This window comes from Leclercia sp. LSNIH1 (genome assembly GCF_002902985.1).
Lineage (GTDB): Bacteria > Pseudomonadota > Gammaproteobacteria > Enterobacterales > Enterobacteriaceae > Enterobacter.
This window is the reverse complement of record NZ_CP026167.1, coordinates 2,701,591-2,714,903: the sequence shown is the minus strand read 5'-3', so window position 1 is coordinate 2,714,903 and position 13,313 is coordinate 2,701,591. Positions and strand designations below refer to the sequence as shown.

Sequence of the window (13,313 nt, the reverse complement as noted above, 5' to 3'; positions counted from 1 at the left end):
CAATCGTATGAGAATGAAAATCGGTCGGCATCATATAGCAAACATTGGGAATTTACATCCCTTCATTTTGCGCTACATTTCTCACGTTAAAATGCCGAGGGTATAACATTTGCTCTATTCATGACCATTCCATAGCGATGCATTTTGGTTATCAATGGAAAAATGCGACACTACGCCAACAGGACGTATCACAAACAGGAACGACATGACTCAACTCCCTAAATTTTCCATTGCGCTTCTACATCCTCGTTACTGGCTGACCTGGGCTGGCATCGGTTTATTATGGTTACTGGTGCAGCTGCCCTACCCGCTGATCTACCGTCTTGGCTGCGGTCTGGGTCGACTGGCGATGCGCTTTATGTCCCGCCGCGCCCGCATTGCCCGCCGTAATCTGGAACTCTGTTTCCCGGAGATGAGCGAGCACGAGCGCGACACCATGGTAGTGAAAAATTTTGAATCCGTTGGCATGGGGCTGATGGAGACCGGAATGGCCTGGTTCTGGTCCAATAAGCGTATGGCGCGCTGGACGGAAGTGACCGGCACCGGCATGGATCCGGTGCACAATCTGCAGGCCAATAAAACTGGCGTTCTGCTGATCGGCGTCCATTTTCTGACGCTGGAGATCGGCGCGCGGATGTTTGGCATGCAGGCGCCCGGTATTGGCGTCTATCGCCCGAACGACAACCCGGTGATCGACTGGCTGCAGACCTGGGGGCGGATGCGCTCCAACAAGAGCATGATCGACCGTAAAGATCTCAAGGGGATGATCCGCGCCCTGAAATCCGGGGAGGTGATCTGGTACGCGCCAGATCATGACTACGGCCCAACCGCCAGCGTCTTTGTGCCCTTCTTTGCGGTCGACGAGGCAGCTACCACCACCGGCACATGGACGCTGGCCCGTCTGTCGAACGCGGCGATTGTTCCTTTTGTGCCGCGTCGCAAACCTGACGGCAAGGGCTACGAGCTGATGATGCTGGAACCGGAGTGCTCCCCGCCGTTGGATGATGCCAGAACCACTGCCGCGTGGATGAATGAGGTGGTGGAAAAGTGCATTCTGCTGGCGCCCGAACAGTACATGTGGCTACATCGCCGCTTTAAAACCCGTCCGGAAGGTGTCCCTTCCCGCTATTAATCCTCCCCTGCGGCCTCCGGGCCGCACTGCTCTTTAAGCTTATAATGCTCTCCGTCATTGCAGCAACCATCACCCAGGCGCATAATTAGCAGGCTTATTACCTTCTTTTATAAATGATGCCGTCGCGCATCATAACGCGGATAGCTATGTCTCCCTCAGAAACGCCAATAAACTGGAAGCGGAACCTTATGGTTGCCTGGCTGGGCTGCTTTCTCACGGGCGCCGCTTTTAGCCTGGTGATGCCTTTTCTGCCGCTCTACGTAGAACAACTCGGCGTCAGCGGCCACAGCGCGCTCAATATGTGGTCCGGGCTAGTATTCAGCATCACGTTTCTCTTCTCCGCTATCGCCTCCCCTTTCTGGGGCGGGCTGGCCGACCGCAAAGGGCGCAAGATTATGCTGCTGCGTTCGGCGTTGGGAATGGCCATCATCATGCTGCTGATGGGGCTGGCGCAAAACATCTGGCAGTTTCTGGTATTGCGCGCGCTACTGGGTCTGCTGGGCGGCTTTGTGCCTAATGCCAACGCGCTTATCGCCACGCAGATCCCCCGCCATAAAAGCGGCTGGGCGCTGGGAACACTCTCTACTGGTGCGGTAAGCGGCGCCCTGCTTGGCCCACTGGCCGGGGGATTAATGGCGGACAGCTACGGTTTGCGGCCAGTATTTTTTATCACCGCGGGGGTACTGTTTGCCTGCTTCCTGGTGACCTTATTCTGCATCCGGGAAAATTTTACCCCGGTGCCGAAAAAAGAGATGCTGCATGCCCGCGAGGTCTTTGCCTCCCTTAAAAATCCTCGCCTGGTCATCAGCCTGTTTGTCACCACCATGATTATTCAGGTCGCTACCGGCTCCATTGCGCCGATCCTGACGCTCTACGTGCGCGACCTGGCCGGGCATGTGGGCAATATCGCCTTTATCAGCGGCATGATTGCCTCGGTGCCCGGCGTGGCCGCCCTGATCAGCGCCCCGCGACTAGGGAAACTGGGCGATCGGATTGGTCCGGAAAGGATCCTGATCGTCGCGCTGGTGATCTCTGTGCTGCTCCTCATCCCGATGTCATTTGTGCAATCCCCGTGGCAGCTGGGTGTTCTGCGCTTTTTACTCGGGGCGGCCGATGGTGCCCTGCTGCCTGCGGTGCAGACCCTGCTGGTCTATAACTCTACCAATCAGATTGCCGGACGAATCTTCAGCTACAACCAGTCGTTCCGCGATATCGGCAACGTCACCGGCCCTCTTCTGGGGGCCGGTATTGCCGCCAGCTACGGTTTTCGCGCGGTATTTATCGTCACCGCCTGCGTGGTGCTATTCAACGCGATCTATTCGTGGTTCAGTCTGTCCCGTGCCGTGCGCCGACCCAGGGCTATTCCGGAATCAGATAAGGTCTCTGCCGCCGATTAAGACCGCTGCGTGAAGGCTTTTGCCGCTTTCATACTTGCAATTATGGAGAATCAGCTATTCTTTCCCTGAACACCACGTCAATTCACAGGGAGACGCCGATGACTATGTTTGCCACTTTAGAGGAAGCGATTGATGCCGCGCGCGAAGAGTTTCTCGCCGATAATCCCGGCATTGAGGAAGAAGACGCGAATATTGAGCAACTCAATATCCAGAAATATGTCATGCAGGATGGGGACATTATGTGGCAGGCCGAATTTTTTGCCGATGACGGCGAAGACGGCGAGTGCCTGCCCGTACTGAGCGGCGAAGCGGCTCAGGCGGTGTTTGATGGCGATTATGACGAGATTGAGCTGCGTCAGGAGTGGCTGGAAGAGAACACCCTGCATGAATGGGATGAGGGTGAATTCCAGCTTGAGCCGCCGCTGGATACCGAAGAGGGACAAACCGCAGCGGATGAGTGGGACGAACGTTAATTATTCATAGGGCCCGTGCTGAGCGTCGATGGGCAGCAGTAGCGTATCGAAGACCAGGGAGAACGGCAGATCGAGTATCGTCAGGTAGCGCCATGCGGAGTCACGGACATCCCATTGCACGCCCGGGTAATATTGATTGCCGTGTCCTTGACCTGGGATCGTCCGGCTAATGATACTGCCGCAGCCGCTCAGTAATAGCGCCATTGTGATGACGATGAAAAATCTCATCCAGTACCTCAAAAGATAAAAATACCGGCTCCAGGGCCGGTATTTATTTGCCTGGCGGCGCTGCGCTTGCACGGGCCTACAGATTTTGTAGGCCGGGTAAGCGTAGCGCCTTCCGACACATCACTTCGCTTTCAATGCCTGCGGATTCAGCTTCAGCGTCTGGTAATAGTTCACCCACGAAGAGTATTTCTCCGGGGCGGCCCAGACACGATGATGCATCCGCGCCATGGTGACAGGATCGCTTAGCAGCACCAGACGACGGTCGCGGTTCAGCTTCTCTGGCGTCTCGTTCAGCGCCTGCTCAACGTGACGATCGCGGGCGATCTCCAGCACACGGCTGGCACGGTGACGGGCAGTCGCCATAGCGATGGCCAGGGCGTTGAATGACGGGTTAAACACCGCATGCATAAACCCATCTTCCAGCGAACGACTGCGGTTGAGCTCCAGATACTTGTCTGTATCAACCAGCACCTGCGGCGGTGAATACTCTTCCGGGATCAGGAACAGCTTCCAGCGTTTGGTGCGCAGACCCACCGTCGAACGGCTTGAAATCACCGACACAAACGGGGAGAGGATCAGCGAGAAGACAATCGGCGCCAGCCAGAACAGGAAGCGCAAGTCCAGCCACGCCATGCCCACCGCCCAGACCAGACCGAGCAGCATCTGCGAACCGTGACGCATAAACGCTTCGCTCCACGGCGTAGAGTCATCGTCACGCTGCGGCGAGTTCCAGACCACTTCCCAGCCGAGGAAGGCGCTGACCACGAAGACGGTGTGGAACAACATACGCACCGGCGCCAGCAGCACGGAGAATAAGACCTCCAGCAGCAGGGAGAGCGTCACGCGGAAGAAACCACCGTACTCCTTCGAGCCCTTGCACCAGATGAGCACAATACTCAGCAGCTTCGGCAGGAAGAGCAGCACCATTGTCGAGGCAAAGAGCGCTATCGCCAGCTCAGGGCGCCACTGCGGCCAGACCGGGAACAGCTGGCGCGGCTGCAGGAAGTACTGCGGCTCGGTCAGGGCGTGTACCACCTGCAGGGCAGTCGACAGGGCCAGGAACATAAACCACAGCGGCGCGGAGAGGTAGGACATTACGCCGGTCAGGAAGACGGCGCGGTGTACCGGGTGCATCCCTTTCACGAGGAACAGACGGAAGTTCATAAGGTTCCCGTGACACCAGCGGCGGTCACGCTTCAGTTCATCCAGCAGGTTTGGCGGCAACTCTTCATAGGAGCCCGGCAGGTCATAGGCGATCCACACCCCCCAACCGGCACGACGCATCAGCGCGGCTTCCACGAAGTCGTGCGACAGGATCGAGCCCGCGAACGAGCCTTCACCCGGCAGCGGCGCCAGCGCACAGTGCTCAATGAACGGCTTCACGCGGATGATGGCGTTATGCCCCCAGTAGTGCGACTCACCCAACTGCCAGAAGTGCAGACCGGCAGTAAACAGCGGCCCGTAGACGCGGGTCGCAAACTGCTGGCAACGCGCGTACAGCGTATCCATGCCCGACGCTTTCGGCGAAGACTGAATGATCCCGGCATTCGGGTTCGCTTCCATCAGGCGCACAAGGCCCGTCAGACACTCACCGGTCATCACCGAGTCGGCATCCAGCACCACCATATAGCTGTACTGACTGCCCCATCGACGGCAGAAGTCATCGATATTACCGCTTTTACGCTTAACGCGACGACGACGACGGCGGTAGAAGATCTGCCCTTCGCCCTGCACTTCGGCAATAAGCTCCATCCACGCTTTCTGTTCTGCCACGCAGATGTCCGGGTTGTAGCTGTCACTCAGGATGTAAACGTCGAAGTGTTCGGCGTTACCGGTAGCTTTAACCGACTCCCAGGTGGCGCGCAGGCCGGCAAAAACGCGATCCACATCTTCGTTACAGATAGGCATGATAAGCGCGGTACGGTGTTCAGGATTGAGGGGTTCATCCCCCACCGTAGAGTGCGAAATGCTGTACTTATCCCGGCCTATCAGCAGCTGCAGGAAGCCCATCAGCGCGGTCCAGAAACCGGCCGATACCCAGCAGAAGAGGATGGCGAACAGCAGCAGGATGCCGCTTTGCAGAATATAAGGCAGCAGCTGCATAAACGAGACCAGCAGATCCTGGTCGAACATATCGGCCGGATTGATCAGCGCCCAGCCCTGGTAAGGAAGAATCGTCTTCATATACCAGGTGGCGACGACGGTCTGCGCGATGGTCAACAGCAGCAGGATGTAGCGGCGAATACTGCCGACGGTACGCCATTTTTCCTCGCTGGCCTGCTGCTCTTTAGAGAGGCGAGAGAGATAGCGCGGATTGGTGTCGCGGCCGCGCAGGCGATCCCAGAAACGGCCCACCGGGTTGGTGCGCCAGGGATCCGGGAACATGGAGGAGCGCGTCGCTTTCGGCATCGCCTCAAGCTGGGTGCGCCCTTCGTCATCGCGGATCAGCTGGCCTTCAGCCAGTGAATCGGGCCAGGCCTGTTCGAGACGGCTTTTAACCGAGCCCAGCGGGGTATCATCTTCACGCGTAAACGGATGATGATCGGCATCCAGCGCGGTGTGAACCGCGCTGATGTCACCCTTCGGCAGTGCCGCCTTCTCGATATCGGTCAGCGGCATGGCATCGATATACTCAGTTATCTTATTCATTGGCAGGTAGCTGATAGCTCCAGGTTTCACTCAACGGCTGATCGGCGTTGACCAGGGCGGCACGCATCTCAGTCGGCTGTTTCGCGTCTTTCACTTTAATGCGCAGGGTTAAACGCCAGCCTTTGGTGACCGGGTTATACCGCACGCTATTCTCAACGATCTCACCATTGTCACCAATGCTCGCCTGAGCGGTGACCGGGGTTTCCGGTGCCAGGCTCTTCATATCCTGGCCGGTGAAATCAACGACAAACGCGATGGTGCCATCAGGCTGGCGAATCAGATTGGACTGTTTCACATCCCCTGTTGAGCGGCGGGTTTGCAGAACATACGCGTTGTCCGGCGCATGCAGCTTGTCTTCATCGCGGCTCATGGTGATGCTGTAGTTGAAGTTCATCTCTTTACCGGCTTCCGGCAGCTGGTCCGGCGTCCAGTACGCGACGATGTTGTCGTTGGTTTCGTCGTTGGTTGGGATCTCTACCAGCTCCACTTTGCCTTTGCCCCACTCGCCTTTCGGAGTGATCCAGGCGCTTGGGCGCAGATCGTAACGATCGTCCAGATCTTCAAAGCGGGAGAACTGACGGCCACGCTGGAGCAAGCCAAACCCCTGCGGGTTCTCCATGCTGAAGCTGCTTACCGCCAGGTGTTTCGGGTTGTTCAGCGGACGCCAGATCCACTCCCCGTTGCCAGCAAGGATCGACAGACCGTTAGAGTCGTGCAGTTCCGGGCGGAAATTGGTGGCAGGAGAAGGCTGGTTTGGCCCGAACAGGAACATACTGGTCAGCGGAGCAACGCCCAGTTTGCCGACTTTATCGCGCAGATAGACTTTAGACTGCACGTCGACCACCGTATCGCGGCCAGGAATAATGACAAAGCGATAGGCGCCCGTTGCGCGCGGGGAATCCAGCAGCGCATAGATGGTCAGGCGTTTGTCGGTTGGTTTTGGACGTTCGATCCAGAACTCGCGAAAGCGTGGGAACTCTTCCCCGGAAGGCAGCGCGGTATCAATCGCCAGACCGCGTGCAGAGAGGCCATAAACCTGGCCGCCGCCAATCACACGGAAATAGCTTGCCCCCAACATGCTGACAATTTCGTCGTTTTTATCTTTACTGTTGATGGGATAAAGCACTTTGAAGCCCGCGAAGCCTAAATCTTTCACGGTGTCTTTATCGTGTTGCACATTGCCGAAATTAAAGTAGTCCGGGCTGTACTTGATTTTGCGTACCGCGTTAGCGGTCACTTCATTAATGGTGACAGGCGTGTCGAAGTACATCCCCTGATGGTAAAACTCGAGCTTGAACGGGGTTTTAATTTTATTCCAGTAAGCTTTATCGTGATTAAACTGGATCTGCTGATAGTCCGCATATTTCATGTCGCGGAAAACGGAGGGTAAGTTACTTTTTGGCGCTTCGTACCCTTTACTGGCCATCGATTTTGCCTGTTTTGCGACATCGTCGATGGTAAAGGCCAGGGCCGATGAGGTATACAGAGACAACAGGACTGCCGCTCCTAACCAACGCATTTTCATCATTTGTGGTTTATGTTTCATAATAAGTAAGCACTTCCCCCTTTGTGTGCTTATATCGATCCGATCCATTTTAATGGAAAATCAGGCATTCCGACAACATAATCACCGCTTTGTTCAGCGTGCTGGCTCATGGTTTAAGCAAGTGAAAGTAACCCGTTTTCACTTTGCGTGCTTATCCTGGAGACAGTGTGTCAGACTTCGTGTAGGGTTGGCACCGAATGTAAACACTATTGGTCTTAGGGATAAGACGAAAAGTCTGAGAATGCGCAACGTTATATGAGTACCGTACCCGCACAACGCGAATATTTCCTTGATTCCATCCGGGCATGGCTCATGCTGCTGGGGATCCCTTTTCACATTTCCTTGATTTATTCGAGCCACGTCTGGCACGTCAATAGTGCGGAGTCGTCGTGGTGGCTGACGCTGTTTAACGATTTTATCCACTCCTTCCGGATGCAGGTCTTTTTCGTTATTTCGGGCTACTTCTCTTACATGCTTTTTTTGCGCTACCCGCTTAAACGCTGGTGGAAAGTGCGCGTGGAGCGCGTCGGTATTCCGATGCTTACCGCCATCCCCCTGCTGACGCTGCCGCAATTCATCATGCTGCAACATGTCAAAGGCAAAGCGGATTGCTGGCACACCCTGTCGCTGTACGATAAATACAACACCCTCGCCTGGGAACTGGTCTCTCATCTGTGGTTCCTGCTGGTGCTGGTGGTGATGACCACGGTCAGCCTGTGGCTCTTCAGCCGCATGCGCCAGCATCTCAGCGCCCGGTCGGACGCCTTTTTTGGCGATATCACCTGGGGCAAGCTGTCGGTGCTGTTTTTAATCCTGGGTATCATCTATGCCGCGCTGCGCCGCACGCTTTTACTCGTCTGGTCACCGATCCTCAGCGACGGCCTGTTTAATTTTGTGGTAATGCAGACGCTCTTCTACCTGCCCTTCCTCCTGATTGGCGCCCTGGCGTTTGTGCATCCGAAGCTGAAAGCGCTGTTTACCACGCCGTCACGCGGCTGCGCCCTCGGGGCGTTGTTGGCATTTATCGCGTATCTGCTCAACCAGCGTTATGGCAGCGGCGATGCCTGGATGTATGAAACCGAAAGCGTGATCACCATGCTGCTGGGGCTGTGGATGGTGAATGTGGTCTTTGCGCTGGGACACCGCCTGCTGAACTTTAAATCGGCGCGCGTCACCTATTTCGTCAACGCCTCGCTGTTCATTTATCTGGTGCACCATCCGTTAACGCTCTTCTTTGGCGCCTACATTACGCCGCATATCAGCTCAAATCTGCTTGGCTTTATCTGTGGGCTGGTGTTTGTGGTAGGCATTGCCATTGCGCTATACGAAATTCATCTGCGTATTCCGCTGCTGCGCTTTCTCTTTTCCGGCAAACCGGCCGCCAAGGCGGAAAAATCACCGCAGGTTACCAGCTAAGCCGTTGCGCGCCGGTCGCTGAACCGGCGCGTCATTACAGCAGCCACTCTACCGGCAGCCAGTAGGCCAGACGCACCAGCATCCGCTGCCAGAAGCGGGTTTTGGGCTCCTTTTTATGCACGATCTCCTGCCCCTCCTTACGCTCAATCCAGTTCAGACGTCCCATTTTATCCAGCCGGAGTTGCCAGGCTTCATGGCGCTGGCTGCGCACGAACCGGGTATGGATCATCCTTGCCAGCTTCTCGCTTTCAATGACAAAGCCCATCTCGGTATTGAGCATGGTTGAACGGGGATCAAAATTAAGTGAACCGATAAACACTTTCTCGCCGTCGACGCTGAACGTCTTGGCATGCAGGCTGGAGCCGGAGTTCCCGGTGATCCCGCGATCGTGCGCTGGCGGTACGCCATCCTGAATGGGCTTTAGTTCATAAAGCTCGATGCCGTGGCGCAACAGCTTTTTTCGCCAGCGGGCATAACCGGCATGCACAACGGAGACGTCGTTTGCTGCCAGCGAATTGGTGAGGATGGCGACTTTCACCCCTTTGCGCACCATCTGTAGCAGCAGCGCCACCCCCGCACGGGTCGGAACAAAATAAGCGGAGATGATATCGATTTGCTGCACTGGCGAGCCCATCACCCCCATCAGGCGCTGCGGCAGCAGCGAGTGCCGTTTTGCCCGCCCCTGCCCTTTACGCGGATCGTCACTGAGTAGCCGGGTTTTGGCCCAAATCAGCGGCAAATTGCCCGCTTCCAGATTGGTAATAAAGTCGCTGGACTGTAATTTATCCAGATATCGGCGGGTGATGTCGTCGCGATACCACTCTTCGGGGGGATGAATTTTATCTTCAATTTCCGCCTCGGAAAGCTCCAGCACCTGCTGGAGCGTGGAGACCGAGGCGCAGTTCCAGTAGCGCTCAAAATCGTTGGCCACATCCTGCACCACCGGGCCAGTCGCCATCACGTCCAGATCGGAAAAGAGCGGCTCTTCACCTGCGCCAAAATAGGCATCACCGATGTTTCGCCCACCGATAATGGTGACCTCGCCGTCCACGGTAAAACTCTTGTTGTGCATCCGGCGATTGAGACGGGCGAAATCGGTGAGATAGCCCAGCGCGCGCAGGGAGCGGAACGAAAAGGGATTGAACAGCCGGACATCAAAGTTAGGATGCGCGTCCAGCAGGCGCAGGATGCTGTCCAGCCCCTGGGTATTGTTGTCGTCGAGCAACAGGCGCACGCGGACGCCGCGCATGGCGGCGGACAATAAGACGGAAAACAACAGGCGTCCAGACATGTCGTCTTCCCAGATGTAGTACTGCACATCCAGCGTCTTTTCCGCCATCTCCGCCAGCCGGAAGCGGCAGGCGAAGGCGTCAAGACTGTTATCAAGAGGGAGAAGCCCACAAAGGCCAGGATGTGAAGAGCTGACCGGTGCAATCGCGCGTCCCAGTCGCGTGTTATGCGTCGGTTTCCTGTCCTCGTTGGGTAAGCAGTCGCTTGTATAGTCGGGCATTTTCTTCATCATAGCAGACAAAGTATACCCGCTCCGGCAGAGGCTTGAGGGTGAGATAATCCGAAACCGTGTTAACGGCGATTTCAGCCGCCGCCGCGCGGGGATAGCCATAAACGCCAGTACTGATTGCCGGGAAGGCGAGAGTCTGATAACCGTTGGCCGCCGCCAGGTTCAGGCTGTTGCGGTAGGCCTCTTCCAGGAGCCGTGCTTCATGATGTTCGCCCCCATGCCAGACGGGGCCAACGGTGTGGATCACCGCTTTGGCGGGCAGGTTTCCGGCAAGCGTAATCACCGCCTGCCCCGGGGCGCACTCGCCCTGCTGCTGGCGAACCAGCTTACACGCCTCCAGCAGGGCGGGTCCTGCCGCCCGATGAATAGCCCCGTCCACGCCACCACCGCCCATTAATGAAGGATTGGCTGCGTTAACGACCACATCCACATGCAGCGTGGTGATATCACCATGAAAGACTTCAATTCGGGAGTACATAATCAACCTCTGCATACCGTTTTTTCTTAAGTGTATCGCAGAGGTTGGGTTGTGGAAGTCCGGTTGACAGAAAACGGCCCTGCCTCAGCGGTAATCAACCTGCACGATGGCGAGCGATTTTTCCGGATTGATGTACTTCATGCTGACAGTGGCGAGATCTGCGGCATTCACCCTGCCGTCAAGCGCCTCTTTATAGCTGACCTGTTGAACAGACATTCTATTATTTTGCGGACAGGAGACGGTTAAGGCGCGCGCATCAGGGGTGATGTTACAAGGCTCTTCGACAATCCGGCCGATAAAATGGATAACATTGGCCGTGCAGACTGGCGTAAGCGTAACCGCAGCAACAAAGGCTGCGGCCAGGGTGATATGGGACGAAACCATCATTGTAATCCTCATTGATATCGTCCCTGACGCTTAAACAACGCCCCTCATGGAGGGCTGTCGACTGGCATCGGCGACACCAGCAACATGAGAATAACAATGGAATAACATCCGCGCTACTTTAATCAATATATTGATTTCATGAATGTTTTGAACATCAGGCTTTCGACGGAGGCCATTGTTGCGACAGATGCAACGACTTACCATCCGAGACCGTCACAATGACGTTTATCTTGTCATTGGGTCCGGAGTTCAGGGTCATACGGGAAAGGTTGACCGTTTTATTTGCCGGTAATGAGACGGTGTTTTGTTGACGCGAGGTGCTCTGACCGCCTGGGCCACTGCGCGAGGTGAGGATTTGCACCTGGCATAAACACGGTTCTGTGACGGTCACCTGAGGAATAATGGTCACGTTCTCACCTTCGGTGGTGGTTTGAAAGGTAATCTGACTGGTCAGCGCGGCAAGTAATAAAAGTGTATTCATCATCTTCTCCCCAAAAAAAAACAGGGCCTCAGCCCTGTTTTTTCGACGTACAGCGGCAGTATTAGTGCTGACCAGCAGTCACGGTGTTGCCGAAGCCAACCTGAGTGATGTTAGCAGACGCGCCGTTCATAGTTTGACGAAGATCGACTTCGTTACGACCACCAGACTGGCTTACAGTTGCAGAGAGGTTACGGCCACTCCACTGGCTGATGGTTGCGTCGTTACCCTGGCCACGCTGGGTCAGGCTGATTTCGCTGCTGTCAGCACCCTGAGACAGATCGGCATCGTTACCGAAGCCATTCTGACGAACGGTGATTTCAGAGCCACGGGCATCGCTTTGCAAAGCGTCCACATTGTTACGGCCACCATATTGATAAACGGTCAGCGATTCTGGGCTGACGTTGTTATTTCCATTACCACCATGGTTATTACCCCACTGTGGAACAGAACCAGCCATAGCACTGCCAGAAACCACGATTGCTGCAATTACTGCCACTTTTAAAAGTTTCATTGTAAAGCCCCCATCGGATTGATTAATTATCGCTCAATAGCTAGCGTTGGATTACGCGAATTGCCATTTGCGACTGTCTCTGTACTACAACTGCCGTTTTTTGCGTACCGTACTGCGTAATATTCGCTTTATTACCAGAACCTTTCTGAATAATCACTGCGGTATTACCATATGCACCTTGATTAATACTCGCATTGTTCGAGTTCCCTTTTTGATCAATATAGGCAAGGTTATAACTCCCTGATTGATCAATGTTCGCCCGATTATTTCCGCCCTCCTGAGAAACGACAGACAACAATTTCTGGCCGTGTTGTTGAACGTTAGCGTTATTATTTACGCCAGCTTGTCCAATGATTGCAGCCTGGTTATATGAGGATTTACTCAGCTCATTAACCGCGAAATTGTATTCTGCCGAAGCTAAATCAGTCGCTGCGAAAACAAATCCAGGTGCACCCAGTAATGTCAACATCAATAACAACTTGTTCTTCATGTTATCACCCTGGACCTGGTGGTATAATAACTGCGTTAACAAGAGCAAATATTTTGTTAACCCGGCGTTACGATGAAGAGTATGTCTGCCGAAACAATTTTAATATCTCACCCGCCAGTTGTATTTTTATTCTTTCGTTCACCCCAAAGTATTAATTAAAATTAAATACCGTGGCGATACAACGATTTTACAGAGGGTCAGCAAGGACCATTTTCACTTTGCAGAAATGGAAAACCACAAATGCGTGGATTTGCCGTTTCGCTGGTCAAGAAGAGAGAAAACGGAATATATCCATGATTGCGTGACAAAGTCCGTGATTTCTTAAGGCGTTTACACATTGTAAAAATAGGCTTAGCGTTTTGCCCTGGCTCATACCTTATCGCTAATAGCCTAAAATTTATATGACCTATAAAAATCAATAACTTAATCCAATTTGTATGACTTTTAAAATGTGTGCACCAATATCTTAATGTACAACTTTTTGATGATTTCTAATCAATTCATGAACTCATTTTTTACAAAGTAATATTGATTTTTACATCCTGTTACAAGTTTAACACTTGCTTTAAAAAACGTTAAAGCTAGATTGAAAACAGAAGTTCGGCA

Annotated in this window: 13 protein-coding genes; 4 read left to right on the top strand and 9 right to left on the bottom strand. The window is 54.3% G+C overall.

Annotation, left to right across the window (positions count from 1 at the left end; all coding sequences use genetic code 11):
• The first annotated feature begins 205 nt into the window (after nt 1-205).
• The 3 genes from C2U54_RS13365 (at nt 206) to C2U54_RS13355 (ending at nt 3,002) form a co-directional block, all read left to right on the top strand.
• Complete coding sequence (locus C2U54_RS13365) at nt 206-1,132, top strand: Kdo(2)-lipid IV(A) acyltransferase (RefSeq protein WP_103179059.1); 927 nt, start codon at nt 206-208, stop codon at nt 1,130-1,132.
• A gap of 146 nt (nt 1,133-1,278) precedes the next feature.
• The gene (mdtG, locus tag C2U54_RS13360) at nt 1,279-2,529 is read left to right on the top strand and encodes a multidrug efflux MFS transporter MdtG (RefSeq protein WP_103179058.1); all 1,251 of its coding nucleotides are present in this window, start codon (nt 1,279-1,281) and stop codon (nt 2,527-2,529) included.
• A gap of 98 nt (nt 2,530-2,627) precedes the next feature.
• The gene (locus C2U54_RS13355) at nt 2,628-3,002 is read left to right on the top strand and encodes a MysB family protein (RefSeq protein WP_103179057.1); all 375 of its coding nucleotides are present in this window, start codon (nt 2,628-2,630) and stop codon (nt 3,000-3,002) included.
• Here C2U54_RS13355 and C2U54_RS13350 read toward each other — a convergent pair whose 3' ends face one another.
• The 3 genes from C2U54_RS13350 to mdoG form a co-directional block, all read right to left on the bottom strand.
• A complete protein-coding gene (locus C2U54_RS13350) occupies nt 3,003-3,230 on the bottom strand; it encodes a YceK/YidQ family lipoprotein (protein ID WP_103179056.1) in 228 nt (75 codons plus the stop codon).
• Nucleotides 3,231-3,350: 120 nt separating this feature from the next.
• A complete protein-coding gene (gene mdoH, locus C2U54_RS13345) occupies nt 3,351-5,879 on the bottom strand; it encodes a glucans biosynthesis glucosyltransferase MdoH (protein ID WP_103179055.1) in 2,529 nt (842 codons plus the stop codon).
• Complete coding sequence (gene mdoG / locus C2U54_RS13340; protein ID WP_139156330.1) at nt 5,872-7,407, bottom strand: glucans biosynthesis protein MdoG; 1,536 nt, start codon at nt 7,405-7,407, stop codon at nt 5,872-5,874. Before mdoG ends, mdoH begins: the two co-directional genes overlap by 8 nt.
• A 273-nt stretch (nt 7,408-7,680) precedes the next feature.
• Between mdoG and mdoC the strand changes: the two genes are divergently transcribed.
• Complete coding sequence (gene mdoC, locus C2U54_RS13330) at nt 7,681-8,841, top strand: glucans biosynthesis protein MdoC (protein WP_103179052.1); 1,161 nt, start codon at nt 7,681-7,683, stop codon at nt 8,839-8,841.
• Nucleotides 8,842-8,875: 34 nt separating this feature from the next.
• Here the strand turns inward: mdoC and C2U54_RS13325 are convergent, their stop codons facing one another.
• From C2U54_RS13325 to csgB, 6 genes are all read right to left on the bottom strand, one after another.
• Nucleotides 8,876-10,360, bottom strand: a complete 1,485-nt coding sequence (locus C2U54_RS13325) for a phospholipase D family protein (RefSeq protein WP_168192049.1) — start codon at nt 10,358-10,360, stop codon at nt 8,876-8,878.
• Nucleotides 10,296-10,838 (bottom strand): O-acetyl-ADP-ribose deacetylase, encoded by a 543-nt coding sequence (gene ymdB / locus C2U54_RS13320; RefSeq protein WP_103179050.1) that lies wholly within the window; start codon nt 10,836-10,838, stop codon nt 10,296-10,298. The genes C2U54_RS13325 and ymdB overlap by 65 nt, the downstream gene beginning before the upstream one ends.
• 84 nt (nt 10,839-10,922) lie before the next feature.
• On the bottom strand, nt 10,923-11,225 hold the full coding sequence (locus C2U54_RS13315) for a type 1 fimbrial protein (RefSeq protein WP_233210502.1): 303 nt from the start codon (nt 11,223-11,225) through the stop codon (nt 10,923-10,925).
• 154 nt (nt 11,226-11,379) lie between these two features.
• A complete protein-coding gene (csgC, locus tag C2U54_RS13310) occupies nt 11,380-11,706 on the bottom strand; it encodes a curli assembly chaperone CsgC (RefSeq protein ID WP_103179049.1) in 327 nt (108 codons plus the stop codon).
• Nucleotides 11,707-11,767: 61 nt separating this feature from the next.
• Entirely contained in the window at nt 11,768-12,217 is a 450-nt protein-coding gene (gene csgA / locus C2U54_RS13305) for a curli major subunit CsgA (RefSeq protein ID WP_103179048.1), read from the bottom strand.
• A gap of 40 nt (nt 12,218-12,257) precedes the next feature.
• The gene (gene csgB, locus C2U54_RS13300) at nt 12,258-12,707 is read right to left on the bottom strand and encodes a curli minor subunit CsgB (RefSeq protein ID WP_103179047.1); all 450 of its coding nucleotides are present in this window, start codon (nt 12,705-12,707) and stop codon (nt 12,258-12,260) included.
• Nucleotides 12,708-13,313 lie beyond the last annotated feature (606 nt).

What these genes read in the sequence shown, in the direction of transcription:
- ymdB (WP_103179050.1), bottom strand. Translation starts at nt 10,838, where the DNA reads ATGTACTCCCGAATTGAAGTCTTTCATGGTGATATCACCACGCTGCAT.
- C2U54_RS13325 (WP_168192049.1), bottom strand. Translation starts at nt 10,360, where the DNA reads ATGAAGAAAATGCCCGACTATACAAGCGACTGCTTACCCAACGAGGAC.
- C2U54_RS13350 (WP_103179056.1), bottom strand. Translation starts at nt 3,230, where the DNA reads ATGAGATTTTTCATCGTCATCACAATGGCGCTATTACTGAGCGGCTGC.
- csgB (WP_103179047.1), bottom strand. Translation starts at nt 12,707, where the DNA reads ATGAAGAACAAGTTGTTATTGATGTTGACATTACTGGGTGCACCTGGA.
- mdoG (WP_139156330.1), bottom strand. Translation starts at nt 7,407, where the DNA reads ATGATGAAAATGCGTTGGTTAGGAGCGGCAGTCCTGTTGTCTCTGTAT.
- C2U54_RS13315 (WP_233210502.1), bottom strand. Translation starts at nt 11,225, where the DNA reads ATGATGGTTTCGTCCCATATCACCCTGGCCGCAGCCTTTGTTGCTGCG.
- mdoH (WP_103179055.1), bottom strand. Translation starts at nt 5,879, where the DNA reads ATGAATAAGATAACTGAGTATATCGATGCCATGCCGCTGACCGATATC.
- mdtG (WP_103179058.1), top strand. Translation starts at nt 1,279, where the DNA reads ATGTCTCCCTCAGAAACGCCAATAAACTGGAAGCGGAACCTTATGGTT.
- C2U54_RS13355 (WP_103179057.1), top strand. Translation starts at nt 2,628, where the DNA reads ATGACTATGTTTGCCACTTTAGAGGAAGCGATTGATGCCGCGCGCGAA.
- csgC (WP_103179049.1), bottom strand. Translation starts at nt 11,706, where the DNA reads ATGAATACACTTTTATTACTTGCCGCGCTGACCAGTCAGATTACCTTT.
- csgA (WP_103179048.1), bottom strand. Translation starts at nt 12,217, where the DNA reads ATGAAACTTTTAAAAGTGGCAGTAATTGCAGCAATCGTGGTTTCTGGC.
- mdoC (WP_103179052.1), top strand. Translation starts at nt 7,681, where the DNA reads ATGAGTACCGTACCCGCACAACGCGAATATTTCCTTGATTCCATCCGG.
- C2U54_RS13365 (WP_103179059.1), top strand. Translation starts at nt 206, where the DNA reads ATGACTCAACTCCCTAAATTTTCCATTGCGCTTCTACATCCTCGTTAC.